The following is a 20642-nucleotide window of genomic DNA, read 5'->3' as shown; positions in this document are numbered from 1 at the left end:
CTGCTTTAAATTATAAGCTTTTGCTATAGCCATGGATAAGTCTCCGCGCATGCTGTTGCTTACTGTAAATCTCGCCTTTACTTTATAGCCTGTTTTGCCGAACTAACCTGCAATTTTTCCACTGAAGATGCGAAAAACCCAGCTGTTATAAAGCAACGTTACGGGCACCAGTAGCGCAAACATCACGAGCAGAAATCGCTGCGTGGCCGGTGGCGCGGCGGTCTGCATAATGCTGAGAACAGGCGGCACTATCCATGGAAAAAGCGTAAACACCAGCGCACAAAAAGCACAACTGACTATCACCTGCACCGCCGCCAGCGGTAGAAATATCCGCCGCAATATCAGCCCCAGCCATAACAACGCAACTGCCAGTGCAGCCACCAACGAGAGCGGTAACCACAGCCACGGGTTAAACAGATGCTGACGCCAGGTTTCATATAGTTGCGTAGTCCACGCCAGCAACCCCGCCAGCAGTAACCCGGTGATGATAGCGAGCCACGGCATCACCCGCCTTCCCCACGTTTCCAGCTCGCCGGTGCAGCGCCAGACTATCCACCCGGCTCCCATCAGGCTATATCCGCAGACCAGCGCAAAGCCGCAATAGAGTGGAAAAGGACGCAGCCACTCAAAACCGCTGCCGGTAAACTGGCGCCCATCGGTGGCAATCCCCTGTAGCAGCGCGCCCACAATGATCCCCTGCGCCAGCGCCGCCAGTAGCGAACCAGCCACCAGCATCAGGTCAAACAGCCGTGGCGCATAGTGGCGGTACTCAATTGCCATGCCGCGCATCACCAGCGCCAGCAACATCACAAACACCGGGATATAGAGCGCGCTGAGGATGATGCCGTACGCCAGCGGGAAAAGCCCCAGCAAGCCGCCCGCCGTGAGCACCAGCCAGGTTTCGTTGCCATCCCAGACCGGCAGTAAAGAGAGATTGAGAACATGGCGCGACTGCGGGCTGCGCTGAAAGGCGCACAGAATACCGGTGCCCAAATCTGTGCCATCAAGCAGAACATAGATCAGCAAACTGAGCGCCAGCGCCGCGGCACAAAGCGCGTCAAGCCAGGGCAATCCTAAAATATCCGGCATATCACGTCCCCTTCCCGGTGCGTTCGGCGACCTCAGGCATGGCACTCTTTTCATGCCTCGCCGGTAAGCGCGACATCAGCTTCAGCAAAAACCACAGCCCCAGCGCAAAGAGCGCGATATAAACCACCACCGTCACCAGCAGCGAGCCAAGCACCAGTTCAGGTGAAACCGGCGCCACACTGTGCGAGGTGCGCAGTAAGCCATAAACGGTCCAGGGCTGACGCCCCGCTTCCGTCACCAGCCAGCCTGCGAGCATGGCGATAAATCCGGCGGGTGCCAGTAGCACCATCACGCGTTGTAACCAGCGTGCCCGCCACAAACGCCCCCGCAGGCGCACCACCAGCCCGGCGATGCCCGCAGCCGCCATGGCGATGCCAAGCCCGACCATCACGCGAAACGACCAGAACACCACCGGCACCCACGGCAACGCTTCCGCCGGGTACTGGTTGAGCGTATGAATGCGCCCTTCAAGATTGTGCCGCAAGTAGAGCGAACCAATATCGGGAATGGCGACTTCGTATAAATTGCGGCGCTGTTGCATGTCCGGCAGCGCAAATAATCGCAGCGGCTCGCCTTCGCCCGGCGGCGGTGGATCCCACGCGCCTTCCATCGCCGCCAGTTTTATCGGCTGATGGTCGCGCGTGTTTTCGCCATGCAGATCGCCAAGCACGATCTGTACCGGTGCCATCACCACCAGCATCCACAGGCCTAGTGAGAACATCTGGCGCGCCGCCGGATGTCGCGCCTCGCGCAGCAGATGCCACGCCCCGCAGGCCGCCACCAGGCACGCCGTGCCCAACATTGCCGCCACCACCATATGTGCCATGCGCCAGGGAAATGACGGGTTGATAATTGCCGCCCACCAGTCGACCGGCACAAAGCGACCATCGGCCGCCACGGCGAAGCCATCCGGCGTTTGCATCCATGAGTTGGCCGCAAGGATCCAAAACGCGCTGAAAAGCGAACCAAGCGCCACAATACAGGTCGCTATAAAATGCACCCACGGCCGGACTTTGCCCATGCCGAAAAGCACCACGCCCATAAACCCCGCTTCAAGAAAGAACGCGACCAGCACCTCCATGTACATCATCGGGCCGAGTACGGCTCCCGCGCGGCTGGCCAGCCCGCTCCAGTTCGTCCCGAAGGCGAACTCCATTACCACGCCGGTGACCACGCCCACCGCCACGTTAAGGGCAAAAATTTTGCTCCAGTAGCGCCACAGTGACAGCCAGAGCCGCTGCTTGCGCCAGAGCCACATCGCCTCAAGGAACATCAAAAAATGCGCCAGACCAATGGAAAAAGCCGCCAGCACAATGTGAAAGCCGATGGTAAAAGCAAACTGGCCGCGCGCCAGCAACAGTGCGGTTTCCTCGTTCATTATGCGTCGCTGGGTTTCCCGGTCCACGCGGAGATCGGCTTATCAACCGGTTGCTCCATGCGCCGCGCGAAGGCTTTCATCCCGGTAAGCAGGGGTTGCAGGGCATGCCACAGATCCTCGTCCTGCAGCATCTTCCACGCCCCTTGCAGACCCGGAGCAGTATGCTCACCCGCTCCGGCAGGCTGGCTTAGCGCATCGGCCATATCGCGCAGGCCAAAGGCCAGTTTGTACATTTTCTCCGGTGGAATGCTGGAGAGCGCGAGCAGCAGCACCGAGATATTCTGCATCGCATTGAGCGTGCCTTCGCGCTGTAAACCCTTTACTAAAACCTGGGCGATCTCCTGATTAGCACCTACTAAATCATTTGCCAGTCGCAGCACGCCATGCTGATGCAGCGACTCCAGCAACCGCGCCAGTTCTTCATGGGCATCGGGGCCAATCTTTGCCGGTTCCGGCTGATAATCAATCGCTTTTGCCATCAGAATTTCTCCGGGTGGGGTTCGGTTGCTGGCGGTTCGCGGTAATCTTCGCGCCGCCATTTCTCTTCCACTGGCACCTTGTCAATCGGGGTACGTTTACCGTGGCGGAAATTGTGCTTCGGTAGCGGGTCGGGCAGCGGCGGGCGATCCAGCGTTTCCAGGCGCACGGCCAGCTCTTTATAAGCGGGTGTATTGACCGACGGATCGTGGTGTTCGCCAGTGAGTTTGTTAATGCCATCTTTACCCTGATGAATGGAGATAAACAGCACCTTCCCCTGAACGCGATCGGTCACCACCACCGGCACCTCAACTTCTCCGCGCCGGGAGATAAGTTTTACCCAGTCCCCCTCCTGCAAGCTGCGCGCGCTCGCCAGTTGCGGGCTGATTTCCACAAACCAGTCCGGTGAAAGACTGGTGGTGCGCCCGCCCTGCCCGCTCTGGTTGGTGGACTGGAAATGCTCCAGCATCCGGCCATTGTTGAGCAACAAATCATATTCGGCATCCGCCTCTTCCGCGGGCGGTTGCCAGCTCAGCGGATAAAGCGTGGCGCGCCCGTCGGGGGATTTAAAGCGTTCTGTGTTGAGCAGCGGCGTGCTGCTGCCATCGGCGTTGACCGGCCAGATTTGCGATTTCCAGCCCTCAAGACGTGAATAGCTGACACCGGCAAAACTTTCGGCAATGCCCGCCACTTCTGCCATGATCTCCTGCGGATGTTGATAGCCCCAGTCATGGCCCATGCGAGCCGCCAGTTGCGTGAGGATCCACCAGTCCGGGCGGCTGTCACCGAGCGGCGCCATAACCGGGTAAAAGCGCTGAATTCGCCGCTCAGTGTTCACAAATGAGCCCTCTTTTTCCACGCTCGGACAGCCAGGCAACACCACATCAGCAAACTGCGCCGTGCGGCTAAGAAACAGATCCTGCACCACCAGAAAATCGAGGTTGGTAAAGCCCTGATGGACATTTTCCGCATCCGCATCGGAAAAGGCCGTTTCCTCGCCAATGACGTACATGGCGCGGATCACCTCCTTGCGCGCCAGTTCGACCATCATAAAGTTATCCTGGCCGACCTTGAGCGACAGGCGCTCAGCCGGTACGCCCCAGGCGTTGGCCCATTTTTCGCGGATCTGTGGATCGCTGACCGATTCGTAGCCAGGGTAGAAGTTTTTCAGGCAGCCGAAGTCACTGGCGCCCTGCACATTGTTATGCCCGCGCATCGGATAACCACCGGTACCTGGTCGGCCATAGTTGCCGGTAACCAGTAGCAGGTTGGATAACGCGGTGCTGGTGTCCGCGCCGTGGCTGTGCTGCGTGATGCCCATCGCCCACATAATGCAGACGCTACCCGCCTTGCCGATCAACTCGGCCGCTTCGCGCAGGGTCTCTTCCTGTATGCCGGTGATTTGCGCGGCGTAATCCAGCGTAAAGGGGGTAAGCGACTGGCGATAGGCTTCCACCTGGTTGACACGTTCCGCGAGGAAGCCTGCATCTTCATAACCATGGTCAAACATATAGCGCGCCATCGCCGATGCCCAAACCAGATCGCTGCCGGGATGAATGCGTAAATGCAGGTCGGCGCGTTCTGCCATTTCGTGGCGTCTTGGGTCGACCACCAGCCATTTTTGCCCATGATGTTTTTTTGCCGCTTTCAGGCGTGAAGCGATCACCGGATGGTTTTCCGCCGTGTTGCTGCCGACGATAATCACCAGTTCGGCCTGTTGCAGGTCGTCAATCGTCCCGGCATCGCCGCCATAACCCACCGTGCGAAACAGCCCTTCCGTGGCCGGGTTCTGGCAATAGCGCGATGAATTATCCACGCTGTTGGTGCCAATAATCGCGCGGGCAATTTTTTGCGTCAGATACGCTTCCTCATTGCTGCCTTTGCTGGAGCCGATAAAACCAATACTGTCCGGGCCGTACTGGTCACGGGTCTGTAATAAGCGGCTGGCGACAAGGGTTAACGCTTCCTCCCAGCTTGCCGGGCGAAAACGGTCATTTTCGCGGATCAGCGGCGTGGTCAGGCGCTGCGGACTGTTAATGAAATCCCACGCGAATTTGCCCTTAACACAGGTGGAGATGCCATTCACCGGCGCATCAACCACCGGCTGCACTTTCAGAAGCTGGCGGTCGCGGGTCCACATTTCAAAGCTGCATCCGACGCCGCAATAGGTGCAGACGGTTTTGGTGCGTTTGATCTCCTGCTGGCGTAACGCGGTATCCATCACCGAAATACCGGAAATAATTTCGGCACCGGTGGAATTCTCCAGCACTTTGATTACATCGATCAGCGGACGTTTGAGCGACTGGCGCATCGAGGTGAAGGGGCCGGCATCCGGCTGCATGCTTTTTTCCAGCAGGGCGTTGCACGGGCAGACCGTCACGCAATGCCCGCAGCTAACGCAGCTTGAACCGGCAATCTGATTTCCCCCATCCCACAACACGCGCGGATGCTCCATGGTGTAATCAATGCTCAGCGTTTCGTTGACTTCCACATTCTGACAGGCGTCCACGCAGCGACCACACAATATGCATTGATCCGGATCGTAGGTGTAAAACGGGTTGGAGTGATCTTTAACGTAAGGCTTGCGCGTATACGGGTAGCGCTGAATGGGAATGTGCATATCCACCATGGTGTTATGCAATGTACAGTCGCCAGTGTTGTGTTCGCACACGGTACAATAAAGTTCATGTTTCGCCAGCAGACGATCCATACCCTCTTCGCGCGCCGCCCGCGCCTGAGTATCCAGCGAATTAATCACCAGCCCGTCATGGCTTCGCAGCGTACAGCCGCGCACCAGCTTCCCCTCTTGTTCGACCCAGCACACATCGCAGGTCTGTAACGGATCGAGCGCCGGGTGGTAACAAACATGGGGCAGCGTGATATTGCAGGTTTCAAGAAAATCGATCAGCGGGACATTTTCGGGGCCAACCAGCGCCCTACCGTCGTACAGGACGGTACATTTTTGCAGGCTCATCTTACTTCCTCACCAAAAAACGCTGTACGCGCACTCCCCGGTTCGACAGCTCAGTAAACTTGCAAAAAGTCGTTCCTGTTCAGGGTGACGTATCGGTTATTGAAGTTTAAAAGTAGTTGTCGCGTTGGTTGCGAGCCAAACGGCAAGATACATTCTGCATCCCTGTTTAAGACTTCTCTTAAAACCATAAGCGATAATGATGATTCAACAAAGCCAAATGTAAATTTATGTCAATAAATGCCATTTTCATGCCAGAAATCACACGAAAAAAGGTAGGTAATAACGATAGGTAATATTCGTTTTCTATCTACTTTTTGCTAAGTGACTTATTTTAAAGATACATCCTCAATGCCGCTTTGTTTAAATAACCAGCAGCTACACCTAAAGGAGTATTTTTTAACGTAGGAATTTTCACGTTTGACTATTTCACTACAGCGACTAACTTTAATCCCTGAACGCAGTGAACATGGTTTCGAATATTCATGTTCATATATTTAACAACGAAACAGGAGAAATATTATGGCTGAACATCGTGGCGGCTCAGGTAATTTCGCCGAAGATCGTGAAAAAGCGTCCGAAGCGGGCCGCAAAGGCGGTCAACACAGCGGTGGTAATTTCAAAAATGATCCACAGCGCGCTTCCGAAGCAGGTAAAAAAGGCGGCCAGAATAGCCACAGCGGCGGCCGTAAATCAGGGGATTAATTTCTGATTTAATTTTTTACCGCATCAATATATTTATTTTATTACTGGCGAGTCGGCAACGGCTCGCTATTTTTAACCTGAAATTAAAGGTCTTTAATTATGCAGATTAATACGCTAAACGATTTATTTATCCACGGCTTGTCGGACATTTACAGTGCGGAAAAACAACTTGCCCGCGCGTTAGCCAAACTGGCACGCGAAGCCTCTACCACCGAGCTGGTGCAAGCCTTCAAACAACACATGGAAGAGACGCAAGGCCAGATAGAGCGCATCGATCAGCTACTTGAAGCCGAAAGCGGCCTGAAGTTAAAACGCATGAAGTGTCATGCGATGGAAGGTTTAGTAGAAGAAGCCGACGAGGTGATTGAAAGCACTGAAAAAGGCACCATTCGTGACGCCGCGTTAATTGCCGCTGCGCAAAAAGTTGAACATTATGAAATTGCCTCTTACGGTACGCTTTGTACCCTTGCCGATCAATTAGGCTATAAAAAAGCGAAAAATCTTCTGGCGCAAACGCTGGAAGAAGAAAAAAACACCGACAATTTGCTTACCAAAATTGCGACCAGCAAAATTAATTCCAAAGCGGAAGTAGAATAAACGTCATTGAGTTAATTCCACCTGAGGTAAACGTATGACACGCGAAGAGAATTATCACGACTGGCTACGTGACGCACATGGGATGGAAAAACAGGCAGAGTCGATGCTGGAGGCAATGGCTAAACGCATCGATAATTATCCTGTGTTGAAAAGCAAAATTGAAAGTCATTTAGCCGAAACCCGCGAACAAATAGTGTTACTTGAAGGGCTTATTGATCAATGCGGAATATCGCGATCGGTCCTCAAAGACACCATGGGTAAAATGGCGGCGATGGGTCAGGCCGTTGGCGGTGTCTTTAATTCCGACGAGGTGGTTAAAGGCGCAATAGGTGGCTATGTCTTTGAGCAATTTGAAATTGCGTGCTACACCTCATTGATTAGAACGGCTGAAGAATTGGGCGATGTTAACGGCGTGCAGGTGCTGCAAAAAATCGTGGCGCAAGAGATTGAAATGGCGGAGTGGATGCTCCAGCACGTGCCGGAAGTGACAACCCAATTCCTTGACCGCTCCAGCGCGCCCGGCGTTGAAGCGAAAAAATAACCTGCGTTTATTGTTAATGGAGAGACGACGATGCTGCCAAAGCTGAAACGCGTAAGGAATGTGTTAATGAACAACCGTGCCAGTGACGATCTCGGCTGGCAGGTGTTGAGTGAGTTTGAACGCGCCCGGGAGCAAAAACCGTTTGTCGCCGGACAACCCGCCAGCAACCATGATGAGGCTGAATTGCCGCAACCCGATCTTTCTCTCGACCCCGTGCAGGAATATCTGGTCACGACCATGGCTAACCGTAAACAGGCCAGCGAATAACGCTCACAGACCGCGTTATTCCATAACATTTTGTGTCTTGTTAGATTTGCCCGGAGCGGAGACTCCGGGTTTTTTATTGCCCGTCATCCGCCCTCTTCCGCACCTGCTTGACTTAAAATGTAATTAGCGTACGTTTCAGGACATGAAAACATTCCTGATTATTGTTCCTGATGGCGGCATGCTGTTCGAAGCCGCCGGTATTGCCGACATTCTGATGCAGGCCAACCAGCTGCATCCGGATGAGACCGCCCAGCCGCGCTATCGCGTTGCTGTTGCCACCACCCAGCCACATCAGGTGATCCACGGACAGTCCGGGCTGAACCTGCTGGCGGATCATCGCCTGCCGGAAATCGATCCGCGCCAGCCGTGGGATACCATCATGATAACCGGTCGCGGTACTGATGCCGAAGAAGGTACGGCCGTGGTGGACTGGCTGCGCCTTGCCGCGCCGCACGCGCGCCGTGTGGTTTCTATTTGCGGCGGCGCGATGCTGCTGGCACAAAGTGGATTGCTCAACGGGCGGCGCGCAACCACTCACTGGCGGTTACTGGAAACCATGCAGAAGGAGTACCCCGCGATTACTGTTGAAGGCGGCCCGCTCTATATTCAGGACGGGCCAGTCTGGACCTCCGGCGGCGTCAGTTCCGGCTTCGATCTCACGCTGGCGCTGGTCGAAGATGATTACGGCTTCTCGCTGGCGCTGGATATCGCACAGAACATGGTGATGTACCTGCGCCGTCCCGGCGGGCAGTTGCAGTTCAGCCGCTATCAATTGCAGCAGGCCAGCGGCGTCGGGCCAATCAGCGAACTGCAAAACTGGATCCTTGCCAACCTGGCTGAGGATTTATCTGTTGAGCGGCTGGCGGAACAGGTTGCAATGAGCCCGCGCAATTTCACCCGCGTCTTTACCCGTGAAAGCGGCGTTTCTCCTGCGCGCTACGTGGCCGAAGCGCGGCTCGCCGCCGCACGTAGCCGGCTGGAGCAAACCGGTGAAACGCTGGAGCAGATCGCCGCCGCCACCGGTTTTGGCAGCAGCATCAATCTGCGGCGCATTTTCGAACGCCAGTTACACCTGACACCAGGCGATTATCGCCAGCGCTTCCACTGCCGCAAATTGGCGTAAAGTGATCCTTTTTTGTCGTTTACGCCAAACCATGACCGGCCTACAGTAACTGCAGTTAGTTACCGCACAGGAAGGAGTCAATTATGGTTAAGGTCGGCATTAATGGTTTTGGCAGAATTGGACGCAACGTGTTACGCGCGGCGCTGGGCAACCCGGAGATTCAGATCGTGGCGATTAACGATCTGGCAGACAGCAAAACCCTCGCCCATCTGCTGAAACATGATTCTCTGCTCGGCACCCTGCCCGTTCCGGTAGAAGCGGGTGAAGGCCAGTTGTTCGTCGATGGCAACGCGGTGCGTGTGTTCAGCGAACGCGATCCGGGCAACATTCCATGGCGCGATGTTGGCGTGGAAGTGGTGATTGAAGCCACCGGTTTCTTCACCGAACGCGACAAAGCCGAAGTGCATATCAGCCGCGGCGGCGCAAAACGGGTGATTATCTCCGCACCCGGTAAAAATGATGATTTAACCATCGTGCTGGGCGTGAACGACAGCCAGTACGATCCCAAACGCCATTTTGTGGTCAGCAACGGCAGTTGTACCACCAACGGCCTGGCCCCTGCCGCGCAAGTGCTGCATCAGCGCTTCGGGATCGAACATGGCCTGATGAACACCACCCACGCCTATACCAACAGCCAGGCGCTGCATGACCAGCCGGAAAAAGATCTGCGAGGCGCGCGTGCTGCGGCGCTGTCGATTGTGCCTTACTCCAGCGGAGCGGCGAAAGCGCTCGGCAAAGTGATCCCGGAACTCGACGGCCGGTTGACAGGCTACTCTCTGCGCGTGCCGGTTCCGGTGGTGTCGATTGTTGACCTGACGGTCACGCTGAAACGTGATGTCACGGTCGAAGAGGTGAATGCCGCGTTCCGCGAAGCGGCAGAGACCGTTCCGCTGAAAGGTATTCTGGGCTATAGCGACGAACCGCTGGTTTCCAGCGATTACCAGGGCGACCCGCGTTCGTCAATCATTGATGGATTATCAACACTGGTGATTGGCGGCAATCTGGTAAAAATCCTCGCCTGGTATGATAACGAGTGGGGCTTCTCAAATCGCCTGGTCGAACTGGCAAGCCTGATCGGCAAACGCGGTTTATAACGGCGAGACTTCCGCCCTGCACATTATGACGACGCCTCAGGGCGTCGTTTTTTGTTTTGTCGCGCCCAGAGCGGCAACCAGTTGCGCGCGGCGGCGTTCAAGGGTGGCGATTTGCGCCTCAATCGTCGCCAGCCGTTTACGCTGTAACGCGCGCGTTTGCGGACACATCGTCGCCCCTTCTTCATTGCGCATACAGGCAGGAAAGGCGGCAATTTCAGCAATGCTAAACCCCGTGGCGATTAACTGCTGGATTTGCCTCACCTGGCCGAGCGCCTGCGGTGGAAAGTAGCGATAACCGTTGCAGGCACGCGTGCTGCACAGCAGACCGTGGCGATCATAATGGCGGATAGAGCGCACGCTGATGCCCGTTTGTCGGGCGAGTTCGCCAATTGAAAACATTCTCTTCCTCCCGGTAAATGGCTTGACTCTGACACCAGTGTCAGGGTTGAGGATAGCCGCGAACATTCATCTGGAGGAACATTTTATGCTGTTATCCCCTGGCCGTTATCTCGCTATTTTGTTATTCAGCTTTTCCGCCTCACTGTTTGCCAGCGACAAACAGTACACCGTGACCTCGGCGGACGGTGTGGAACTGGCGGTACAAGAGTCCGGCTCGCCGCAAGGTAAACCGATTATTTTTATTCACGGCTTATTAGGCAGCCACCTGAACTGGGAAAAACAGCGTCAGGATCCGGCTTTGCAACGTTTTCGCTTAATCAGTTTTGATATGCGCGGCCATGGTCTGTCGGCAAAACCGACGCAGGCTGAGGCCTACCGCGAGGGAAGCCGCTGGGCGCAAGATGTCGCCGCCGTGATTGCCGCAAGCCATGCAAAAAAACCGCTGCTGGTCGGCTGGTCGCTGGGTGGCGCGGTGATCAGTCACTACCTGGCGCAGTTTGGTGACAGAGCCCTGTCTGGTGCGCTGTATGTCGACGCCGTAGTGGAGTTAACGCCCGATCAGATCCCGGCGCACCCGCAAGTCTATCAGGCGATGACCTCGGCGGATTTAGCCACCCACCTGGATGGCGAGCGCGAGTTTCTGCGGCTCTGCTTCTACCAGCAGCCTGACGCGGTCACGTTTGCGCGCCTGCAAGCCAATGCGGCGATGGCCTCCTGGGAGATGCAACGCGCCGTGCCGTCAATGAAAGTTGCGCTTGCGCAAGGGTTGGGAAAAGCGACAATCCCGGTACGCTTTATCTACGGCAGGCATGATCAACTGGTGGATCCGCAGGCGTCGCTGGCGCGGGCCAGAAGCGTGAATCCCCGGATTAGCGCAGTGTGGTTTGACCATTCGGGGCATGCTCCGTTCCTGGAAGAGCCAGCCCGTTTTAGCCAGCAGCTGGCAGAGTTTGCAGATTTCCTGCCCTGAAACACAAAACGGGGCATCGCTGCCCCGTTTTTACTCTGTTACTTCGACATATCAACGACGATCCTGCCGGTGATTTTCCCGGCGCGCATCCGCTCAAAGATACTGTTGATATTCTCCAGCGGCTCCACGGCGATTTCCGCATGCACTTTGTTGCGCCCGGCGAAATCCAGCGCTTCCTGCAGATCTTTACGCGTACCGACAATCGAACCGCGCACCGTGGTGCCGTCGAGCACCATGTCAAAAATCGACAGGTCGAATTTCCCCGGTGGTAAGCCGTTGAGCACCATGGTGCCGCCACGGCGCATCATGGTGGTTGCCTGCTCAAACGCTTTTGGCGATACCGCGGTCACCAGCACGCCGTGCGCACCGCCAAACTCGCTATGGAAACGCGTTCCCGGATCTTCCTGGCGCGCATTGACCACCACCGAGGCACCGAGACGGCGGGCAAACGCCAGCTTGTCATCATCAATATCGACCGCCGCCACGTTCATGCCCATCGCCACCGCGTACTGGATCGCCAGGTGTCCCAGACCGCCGATACCCGACACGACCACCCACTCTCCGGCGCGCGCTTCGGTCATTTTCAGCCCTTTATAGACTGTCACCCCGGCGCAGAGGATCGGCGCGATACTCTGAAAATCGACATTATCCGGCAAAATCCCGACATAGCTGGCATCGGCCAGGCAATATTCGGCAAACGTACCGTTTACCGAATAGCCGGAGTTTTGCTGCGAATGGCACAGGGTTTCCCAGCCGCCAAGGCAGTGTTCACAGTGACCACATGCTGAGTAGAGCCACGGCACACCGACACGATCGCCCTCTTTCACATGCTTCACGCCCGGCCCGACAGCCACCACATGGCCGACACCTTCGTGGCCGGGGATAAACGGCGGGTTCGGTTTAATCGGCCAGTCGCCATCGGCGGCGTGTAAATCCGTGTGACACACGCCGGTCGCTTCAATTTTGACGAGGATCTTGCCCGGTTCAACCGCCGGCACCATCACCTCTTCAATTACCAGCGGCTGACCAAAGGCTTTCACCACTGCGGCTTTCATGGTTTTCAGTTGCATATTATCGCCTCATCCTGATGTAGATAATTAATACAGCCCCAGCGGCGAACCGCTGTAACTCACCAGCAGGTTTTTGATCTGCTGATAGTGGCTCAGCGCCAGTTTGTGGGTTTCACGCCCGACGCCCGAGTTTTTGTAACCGCCAAACGCCGCATGTGCCGGGTAGAGGTGGTAACAGTTTGTCCATACGCGACCTGCTTTAATGCCGCGCCCCATGCGCCATGCGCGATTAATATCCAGCGTCCACACCCCGGCGCCGAGGCCAAACTCGGTGTCGTTAGCGATACGCAGCGCTTCGGCTTCATCTTTAAAGGTGGTAATGCCCAGCACCGGCCCAAAAATCTCTTCCTGGAAGCAGCGCATCCCGTTATGGCCTTTAATCAATGTCGGCTGGATATAGAAACCGTTTTGCAGCCCGTCGCCGTGTTCCACGTGAGCGCCACCGGTAATGATTTCGCCGCCTTCGTCGCGGGCAATCGAGATGTAAGAGAGGATCTTGTCGTACTGCTCTTGTGACGCCTGCGCACCAATCATGGTGTCGGTGTCAAACGGGTCACCTTTGCGGATGTTTTCCATGCGGGCGATGACTTTTTCGACAAACTGCGGATAGATCGATTCCTGCACCAGCACGCGCGACGGGCAGGTGCAGACTTCGCCCTGGTTGAAGAAGCCGAGCACCACGCCTTCCACCGCTTTATCAATAAAGCCTTCATCACCATTCATCACATCTTCGAAGTAAATATTCGGTGATTTGCCGCCGAGCTCGACGGTGCTAGGGATGATGTTTTCCGCCGCGCACGAAAGGATGTGGCGGCCAATCGGCGTGGAGCCGGTAAAGGCGATTTTTTCGATGCGTTTGCTGCGCGCCAGCGGTTCACCGGCTTCAGTGCCGAAGCCGTGCACCACATTCAGCACGCCTTTGGGTAGCAGATCGCCAATCAGTTCCATCAACACGCAGATGCCAAGCGGCGTCTGTTCAGCCGGTTTCAGTACCACGCAGTTGCCCGCCGCCAGCGCCGGCGCCAGTTTCCACGCCGCCATCAGCAGCGGGAAGTTCCACGGGATGATCTGCCCGACCACGCCCAGCGGTTCATAGATGTGGTAAGCAACTGTATTGCTGTCGATCTCTGCCGCTGTCCCTTCCTGCGCGCGGATACAACCGGCGAAATAACGGAAGTGATCAACAGCCAGCGGCAAATCCGCGCCCATGGTTTCGCGGATCGGTTTTCCGTTATCCCAGGTTTCTGTTAATGCCAGCATTTCCAGATTGGCTTCGATGCGATCGGCAATGGCCAGCAGCACATTGGCGCGATCCTGCACGCTGGTTTTTCCCCAGGCGTCGGCGGCAGCATGCGCTGCGTCCAGAGCCTTCTCAATATCCGCCGCATCTGAGCGCGGGAATTCGGCAATCACCTGTCCGGTGACCGGCGAGGTGTTGGTAAACCAACGCCCTTCCACCGGGTCAACAAATTCACCGCCAATATAGTTGCCATAACGCTGTTTAAAAGAGACTTTCGCGCCAGCAAGGCCAGGGTGGACATATTTCATAAGATGTTCCTCTTTTATTATCGGTACAGGTGAGGCGTCGCGCATCGTGGCGGACACAGGGTCATAAGCAGTTCTTATGCCAGGTCGTAGAAAACGATCCGTCGCAGGTGAATTTATGCTGATAAAACAAGAAAATAACTGAAAGCCAGACTTTTGCCGGAATGAAATGACACAAAAAAGGCTGGTACCGGGTGCGGGAAGTGTGTCGCACGTCGCTACATACGGGACACTGTTATGCTACACAAATGTAACATCTCATTTAATGGAGAGTCACATGCCGCCACGCGCCTTGTCCCTCGCTCCTGCCGGGTTACCCTGCTTGCTTGAAACTTCCTGGCAGCGTAGTCGCAGCTACGGGTTGACCCGCGATGATGACGCCCAGCCCTGGGTGGCGACATCGATGCTGAAAGACGCCCGCGCGGAAAACGGTTGGGTCAACCATCTGGCCGCCCCGCTGCTGGCGCGATTGCGCCCGGAGCTTGCCAGTCATCCGTCGATAATGGTGCTTTCCGACGCGACCGGTCTGGTGCTGGAGACCCACGGCAACCGCGACTTTCTGCAAAAAGCGCAGCGCTATGCGCTGGCACCTGGCAACCTGTGGGGTGAACACGCGCGCGGCACCAACGCGATAGGCACCGCGCTGGCCTTGCAACGCCACTGTGAAGTCTCCGGCGGCGAACATTATCTCAGCCGCAACGCAGGCTTGTTTTGCTCGGCGTCCCCCGTTTTCCGACCAGATGGGCAAATTGCTGGCGTTTTAGATCTCTCGACACCCGCCCAGACGCCACGCCGCGATGCCGCTGCGCTGATCCGTCGCGCGGTGTGCCAAATAGAGCATGAATGGGCCACCAGCGCGCTCGGTGCCGATCGCTGGCTGCTGAGTCTGCATCATGACCCGTCTGTGCTCGGCAGTGCGCAAGAGTTGCTGCTGATTTTCGCCGATCAAACCCTGCTCGGCGCAAACAAGCTGGCGATGGATGAATTTTCGCTGACCTCCCAGCATTTTGGTGAACTCTCGTTGCAAACCCTTTTCCCGCAGGCCGGTTTACAGGTGGGCGAAACCACCCTCGACGCCAGCAATACCCGGCGCTACTACGCGCGTCAGACGCTGCCTGCGCGGCGCTATATCGGGCGCGGCACGGCATTTGCGCAGGATCAGTTGACCAGGGAAAAAGAGAAAGCGCTACGCATTGTTAATGCCGGGATTGCCTTGTGTGTGACGGGCGAAACCGGCAGCGGAAAAGAGTATCTGGCACGCGAGTTATATGCCCGCAGCCAGTGGCGTACGGGAAATTTCGTCGCCATTAACTGTGCGGCGCTCCCGGAGCATTTGATTGAGTCCGAACTGTTTGGCTATGTCCCCGGCGCGTTTACCGGCGCAAGCCCGAAAGGCTATATCGGTAAGTGCCGGGAAGCCCACGGCGGTGTGCTGTTCCTTGATGAAATCGGCGATATGCCGCTGGCGCTGCAAACCCGCCTGCTGCGCGTGTTGCAGGAGAAAAAAGTGACGCCGCTGGGTGCCAACAGTGTGTATGACGTCAATTTCACGCTGATTTGTGCCACCCATCAGGATCTCGCCGCACGGGTGCAGGCCGGGACATTCCGCGAAGATCTGCTGTACCGCATTCAGGAGTTTCACCTGCGCATTCCCCCGTTGCGCGAATGGCAGAATGTTGATGGGTTTATCCAAAAACTGTGGCAGGAACTGGGTGCAGCCAGCCGTGGCCTTACCCTTAGCGCCGAGGTGGTCGCCGCGCTGGCAGGCCGCCCCTGGCCGGGCAATGTGCGCCAGTTACTCAGCCAGTTGCGGGTATTGATGGCGCTGGCGGAAGACGGTGATTGCATTACGCTTGAGGATTTACCGGCCGAGATAGCCGCCCCGCGTCGGCCTGTGGCTGCGGTCACGCCGAAGGATGAGCAGAGCGCGATTGACGAAGCGCAGGGCAATATGAGCCTGGCGGCGAAAAAACTGGGTATTTCACGCAGCACACTTTATCGGCGGCTGGAGAAACGACAAACCAGCGAGTAAGATAACACGTTGTTTTTAACCATTTGATTTTAAATATAAATGATACAAAAGGGATATATACATAATATGGATATTTCGACCCATAAACTCGCCAACGGTATCGCCGTAACGCTGCATATGCAGGCCACGGATAAAGACCAGCCGGTGATCATCCTGTGTCACGGCTTCTGCGGCATTCAAAAAATCCTGCTACCTGAATTTGTCGAGGCATTTAACCAGGCAGGCTTTGCGACGATCACCTTCGATTATCGGGGTTTTGGCGACAGCGACGGTGAACGCGGTCGGCTGGTTCCGGCGTTGCAAATTGCCGATATTCTCTCGGTCGTTGACTGGGCGCGCCAGCAACCGGGGCTTGATCCTGACAGAGTTGGACTTTGGGGCACCTCATTCGGCGGCTGTCATGTTTTTGCCGCCGCGGCGCAGGATCGCAGCATTAAATGTCTTGTCAGCCAGCTGGCGTTTGCCGATGGAGAAGAGATGGTTACCGGCAAGATGAACGCGGATGAGAAAAGCGCATTTATCGCCACGCTGGATAAAATGGCGGAAAAACAGCGCGCCACCGGGAAAGAGATGTTTGTCGCCATTACTCGCGTGGTCAGCGACAGCGAGTCGAAAGCCTTTTTTGAGGAAAACCGCGCCCGGTTCCCGGAAATGGATATTAAAATTCCGTTCCTTACCGTACGGGAAACGCTGAATTACAACCCGGCGCACTTTGCGCGCGAGGTCACCTGCCCTTCGCTGGTGGTCGTCGCCGGGCAGGACACCGTCAATCCGCCGGAATATGGGCGGGCGCTGTTCGCCGCCGTCGCGGCCGAGAAAAAAGCGTTATACGAAGAGAGCGACGCGCGACACTATGATGTTTACACTGGCGAACATTTTGCGCGCGTCAGCCATGCTGAAATAGCCTGGTTTACTACCTATCTTTAATCGATATTCGTGACGGGTTGCCTGACCCGTCACGCTCACGCTTCGTTATTCCTCTCCTCGACACAATAAAAATTGTTTCCTCAGTAATATTATTTTTGCGTATGCGAATTTTGTGATCGGCTTCAAATAAAATTGGCTAAAGTCTAAGGCATGGAAAAATAAGTACGTTTTGTTATGCAAATGCACATTGTCTGCGGATGGGGATAATCCTATCTTTGGCAAAGTGAATAATGATCAGGGAAATTAATGCACCCGTATAAAGAGACTTAATCTAAATAAATCCACTGCGCTCATGTTAATAATCCATTCACTCCGAAAGCACCGAGCCGGAATGTATTGATTATTAACATTTCGAATTTATGGCAAATTTAAGGTGGTTTCGCATGAGTCAGGTGAATAATCTTGAGGGCGTCGCACAGGCGAAAAAAACGAATGTCCGCTGGCATATCGTTATTATCCTCTTTGTAATTACGGCGGTGAGCGTCGGCGATCGTTCTACGCTGGCGATTGCCGGTAAAGACATGTCTGCCGCACTTGGTATCAACCCTGGACAAATGGGTTGGGTGTTCTCTGCTTTTGCCTGGGCTTACTGCCTGGCACAAATTCCCGGTGGCTGGTTACTTGATCGTTTCGGGTCGAAAAAAGTCTATCTGTGCGGTTTGTGCATGTGGTCGGTGTTTACGCTGCTGCAAGGTTGCGTGGAGATCTTCCACGGCTTCGGCGCAATTATTTGCTTTACCATTTTATTGTTTCTGGTGGGTCTGTTTGAAGCACCGGTGATGCCAGGCAACAGCCGTTTTGTCGCCGCCTGGTTTCCGTCGAAAGAGCGGGCAACAGCCGCCGCGATTTTTAATTCAGCGCAATATTTTGCCACGGCTATTTTTGCGCCAATAATGGGGTGGTTAACGCTTAATTATGGCTGGCAATCCATTTTTATTTTTATGGGTACGCTGGGGGTAATTATTACCTTTGTTGCGGCAAGAATTGTACATAATCCGTTAAATCATCCGCACGTTAACAGTGAAGAAATTGAGTATATTCGCAACGGTGGCGCGCTGGTGGATATGGATCAGCGTAAAGTGCGCACGGGCCCGGCATTTGATTTTGCCGCATTTAAGCAGTTAATCACCAACCGTATGCTGCTTGGTGTTTATCTTGGTCAGTACTGCATCAACGTTTTAACCTTCTTTTTCATTACCTGGTTTCCGCTGTATCTGGCAATGGAAAAAGGGCTGGATATTAAAACTGTCGGTTTTATTGCCGCTATTCCGGCAATTTGCGGATTTGTCGGCGGGTTACTTGGCGGCGTGATTTCCGATCTCATTTTGCGCCTCAGCCAGTCGCTGTCGATTGCCCGCAAAACGCCGATTGTGCTTGGTATGTTGCTGTCGATGGTGATGGTGTTCTGCAACTACGTTGATTCGATTTACCTGGTCGTTTTCTTTATGTCGCTGGCCTTTCTGGGTAAAGGGATTGGCGCGCTGGGCTGGGCGGTGATGTCCGATACCGCACCGAAAGAGATGGCGGGCGTCGCCGGAGGCTTCTTTAATCTGTGCGGCAACATTGCCGGCATTATTTCACCAGTGGTAATTGGTTATATCGTCAAAGCGACCGGTCATTTTGAGTGGGCGCTGGTGTTTGTCGCGCTGCACGCGCTGGTTGCCATTTTCAGCTTTGTGGTGATTGTTGGTCCAATCAAACGTATCGAGCTGAAAAAAGCGCAGTAAGCACCGGAAAAATAAGGGCGCACCGCGGTGCGCCCTTTTCTCTTTACAGCGCCATATCGTGCTGCGGGGAGGCTTCGCTTTTCGCTTCTGCCGGTTTGTCGGCAGGCGCGTTGCTCTGATCGTTCATCTGAATCACCGGCGGTTTCGCCAGTTGCAGCGTGGCGGCGGTGTCATCCCACACTTTCTGGGTCAACGCCACATTACCGTTCATCTCCTGACCGTAGCTCGGCACGATGTCGCGGATTTTGCTCTGCCACTGCGGCGAGTTGAACTGCTCCGGGAACATCTTCTTCAGCACATTCAGAGTGATTGGCGCAGCCGTCGACGCGCCCGGCGATGCGCCAAGCAGCGCAGAGATGGTTTTTTGCTGATCGACCACCACTTCGGTGCCGAGTTTCAGCACGCCACCTTTGTCTTCATCTTTCTTGATGATCTGCACACGCTGGCCGGCCTGGATCAGTTTCCAGTCCTCTTTACGCGCCTGCGGATAGTACTCTTTCAGTGCTTCAAAGCGGTCTTCATCGCTCAGCATGACCTGACCAATCAGGTATTTCACCAGGTCGAAGTTGTCGAGCCCTACGTGGGTCATCGGCATAAAGTTGCTGGTGGTGGTAGTGCTCAGCAGGTCAAAGAAGGAGCCGTTTTTCAGGAACTTGGTGGAGAAGGTCGCGAACGGCCCGAACAGCACCACACGTTTGCCATCAATAAAGCGGGCATCAATATGCGGCACCGACATCGGCGGTGCGCCAACGGACGCCTGACCGTAGACTTTTTGCAGGTGCTGGCTGGTGATCGCCGGGTTTTCCGTCATCAGGAAGGAACCGCCGACCGGGAAGCCCGCGTAGTTATCCGCTTCCGGGATGCCGGTTTTTTGCAGCAGCTTCAGCGCCCCGCCACCGGCACCGATAAAGACATATTTCGCATCGATGGCGTGCTCGTTACCGCTATTCACGTCTTTGACGGTGACATGCCAGGAGTTATCGGCATTGCGTTTGAAATCGGTCACTTCGGAAGAGGTCTGCAGCGAGAAGTTGCTGCTTTTTTTCAGGCTACCGACCAGCTGACGGGTAATTTCACCGTAGTTAACATCGGTGCCAACCGGCGTCCAGGTGGCGGCGACTTTCTGGTTCGGGTCGCGCCCTTCCATCACCAGCGGTGCCCACTGTTTAATTTGCTGATGGTCGGTGGAGAATTTCATGCCCTGGAATAAGGTCGTTTGCTGCAAAGCGGCATAACGTTTTGCCAGATAATCCACATTATCGCCCCAGACGAAACTCATGTGCGGCGTGGAATTAATAAAAGCGTGCGGGTTATTCAAAATACCGCGCTTCACCTGTGCCGACCAGAACTGGCGGGAAATCATAAACTGCTCATTAATTTCCAGCGCTTTGCTGACATCAATAGAACCATCCGCACGCTGCGGCGTGTAGTTAAGTTCCATATTTGCCGAGTGACCGGTGCCGGCATTATTCCAGCCGTTAGAAGACTCGAGCGCTACGCCATCGAGTTTTTCCACCATCACTTGTTTCCACTCCGGCTGCAGCTCTTGCAGCCAGGTGCCCAGAGAGGCGCTCATGATGCCGCCGCCAATCAGCAGGAAGTCCGTTTTTTGCGTCTCTTCTGCGTACGCGCTGGTCACTGAACTGACGAGTAACGCGACGGCGCTCAGCGAGATAATTGTCTTTTTCATTGCAGGCATAATTATAAGGTTACATAGCAGGTGTGATTTG

General features: G+C 55.3%; 18 protein-coding genes. 10 read left to right on the top strand and 8 right to left on the bottom strand.

Going from position 1 to position 20642, the window contains the following annotated elements; translation table 11 throughout:
* Positions 1 to 102: 102 nt before the first annotated feature.
* The 4 genes from M8Q36_RS16855 to fdhF are packed head-to-tail and all read right to left on the bottom strand — an operon-like array spanning position 103 to position 5918.
* Positions 103 to 1089 carry a cytochrome d ubiquinol oxidase subunit II gene (locus M8Q36_RS16855; RefSeq protein WP_249881645.1) on the bottom strand — a complete coding sequence of 329 codons (987 nt, stop codon included), beginning with the start codon at positions 1087 to 1089 and terminating at the stop codon, positions 103 to 105.
* 1 nt (position 1090) lies between these two features.
* Positions 1091 to 2467: a cytochrome ubiquinol oxidase subunit I gene (locus M8Q36_RS16850; protein WP_249881644.1), complete on the bottom strand. Its 1377-nt coding sequence runs from the start codon at positions 2465 to 2467 to the stop codon at positions 1091 to 1093.
* Positions 2467 to 2946 (bottom strand): helical membrane plugin domain-containing protein, encoded by a 480-nt coding sequence (locus M8Q36_RS16845; RefSeq protein WP_249881643.1) that lies wholly within the window; start codon positions 2944 to 2946, stop codon positions 2467 to 2469. Before M8Q36_RS16845 ends, M8Q36_RS16850 begins: the two co-directional genes overlap by 1 nt.
* The gene (gene fdhF, locus M8Q36_RS16840; RefSeq protein WP_249881642.1) at positions 2946 to 5918 is read right to left on the bottom strand and encodes a formate dehydrogenase subunit alpha; all 2973 of its coding nucleotides are present in this window, start codon (positions 5916 to 5918) and stop codon (positions 2946 to 2948) included. Before fdhF ends, M8Q36_RS16845 begins: the two co-directional genes overlap by 1 nt.
* 519 nt (positions 5919 to 6437) lie before the next feature.
* Between fdhF and M8Q36_RS16835 the strand changes: the two genes are divergently transcribed.
* The 6 genes from M8Q36_RS16835 (at position 6438) to gap (ending at position 10242) form a co-directional block, all read left to right on the top strand.
* A complete protein-coding gene (locus M8Q36_RS16835) occupies positions 6438 to 6620 on the top strand; it encodes a con-10 family general stress protein (RefSeq protein ID WP_016495712.1) in 183 nt (60 codons plus the stop codon).
* 99 nt (positions 6621 to 6719) lie between these two features.
* On the top strand, positions 6720 to 7217 hold the full coding sequence (locus tag M8Q36_RS16830) for a YciE/YciF ferroxidase family protein (protein WP_249881641.1): 498 nt from the start codon (positions 6720 to 6722) through the stop codon (positions 7215 to 7217).
* A gap of 34 nt (positions 7218 to 7251) precedes the next feature.
* Positions 7252 to 7758 (top strand): ferritin-like domain-containing protein, encoded by a 507-nt coding sequence (locus M8Q36_RS16825; RefSeq protein WP_016495710.1) that lies wholly within the window; start codon positions 7252 to 7254, stop codon positions 7756 to 7758.
* Positions 7759 to 7824: 66 nt separating this feature from the next.
* Positions 7825 to 8025 (top strand): hypothetical protein, encoded by a 201-nt coding sequence (locus M8Q36_RS16820; RefSeq protein ID WP_160269805.1) that lies wholly within the window; start codon positions 7825 to 7827, stop codon positions 8023 to 8025.
* A 142-nt stretch (positions 8026 to 8167) separates the two neighbouring features.
* A complete protein-coding gene (locus M8Q36_RS16815; protein WP_249881640.1) occupies positions 8168 to 9148 on the top strand; it encodes a GlxA family transcriptional regulator in 981 nt (326 codons plus the stop codon).
* Positions 9149 to 9231: 83 nt separating this feature from the next.
* Positions 9232 to 10242, top strand: coding sequence for a type I glyceraldehyde-3-phosphate dehydrogenase (gene gap, locus M8Q36_RS16810; protein WP_249881639.1), 1011 nt, complete (start codon positions 9232 to 9234; stop codon positions 10240 to 10242).
* A gap of 36 nt (positions 10243 to 10278) precedes the next feature.
* On the opposite strand, the gene M8Q36_RS16805 is transcribed toward gap, so the two are convergent.
* Positions 10279 to 10641, bottom strand: coding sequence for a MerR family transcriptional regulator (locus M8Q36_RS16805; RefSeq protein ID WP_249881638.1), 363 nt, complete (start codon positions 10639 to 10641; stop codon positions 10279 to 10281).
* 85 nt (positions 10642 to 10726) lie between these two features.
* On the opposite strand from M8Q36_RS16805, the gene M8Q36_RS16800 reads away from it, so the two are divergent.
* Positions 10727 to 11611: an alpha/beta fold hydrolase gene (locus tag M8Q36_RS16800; RefSeq protein WP_249881637.1), complete on the top strand. Its 885-nt coding sequence runs from the start codon at positions 10727 to 10729 to the stop codon at positions 11609 to 11611.
* A gap of 38 nt (positions 11612 to 11649) precedes the next feature.
* Here M8Q36_RS16800 and adhP read toward each other — a convergent pair whose 3' ends face one another.
* Both adhP and exaC read right to left on the bottom strand, forming a co-directional pair.
* Positions 11650 to 12681, bottom strand: coding sequence for an alcohol dehydrogenase AdhP (gene adhP / locus M8Q36_RS16795; RefSeq protein ID WP_016495704.1), 1032 nt, complete (start codon positions 12679 to 12681; stop codon positions 11650 to 11652).
* A gap of 27 nt (positions 12682 to 12708) precedes the next feature.
* Positions 12709 to 14229, bottom strand: coding sequence for an acetaldehyde dehydrogenase ExaC (exaC, locus tag M8Q36_RS16790; protein WP_086874175.1), 1521 nt, complete (start codon positions 14227 to 14229; stop codon positions 12709 to 12711).
* Positions 14230 to 14503: 274 nt separating this feature from the next.
* Here exaC and M8Q36_RS16785 point away from each other — a divergent pair, with 274 nt between their 5' ends.
* The 3 genes from M8Q36_RS16785 (at position 14504) to M8Q36_RS16775 (ending at position 18912) form a co-directional block, all read left to right on the top strand.
* Positions 14504 to 16258, top strand: coding sequence for a sigma-54-dependent Fis family transcriptional regulator (locus tag M8Q36_RS16785; RefSeq protein WP_249881636.1), 1755 nt, complete (start codon positions 14504 to 14506; stop codon positions 16256 to 16258).
* A 66-nt stretch (positions 16259 to 16324) separates the two neighbouring features.
* Positions 16325 to 17185: a UilS family quorum-quenching N-acyl-homoserine lactonase gene (gene uilS / locus M8Q36_RS16780; RefSeq protein ID WP_249881635.1), complete on the top strand. Its 861-nt coding sequence runs from the start codon at positions 16325 to 16327 to the stop codon at positions 17183 to 17185.
* A 383-nt stretch (positions 17186 to 17568) separates the two neighbouring features.
* Positions 17569 to 18912, top strand: a complete 1344-nt coding sequence (locus M8Q36_RS16775; protein WP_249881634.1) for an MFS transporter — start codon at positions 17569 to 17571, stop codon at positions 18910 to 18912.
* A 43-nt stretch (positions 18913 to 18955) separates the two neighbouring features.
* Here the strand turns inward: M8Q36_RS16775 and mqo are convergent, their stop codons facing one another.
* Entirely contained in the window at positions 18956 to 20611 is a 1656-nt protein-coding gene (mqo, locus tag M8Q36_RS16770) for a malate dehydrogenase (quinone) (protein ID WP_249881633.1), read from the bottom strand.
* Positions 20612 to 20642: the final 31 nt, after the last annotated feature.

The sequence above is a fragment of the Kosakonia sp. R1.Fl genome (assembly GCF_023516815.1).
Classification (GTDB): domain Bacteria; phylum Pseudomonadota; class Gammaproteobacteria; order Enterobacterales; family Enterobacteriaceae; genus Kosakonia.
Note: the sequence above shows the minus strand (reverse complement) of the source record. Positions and strands in the feature narration are given on the sequence as shown.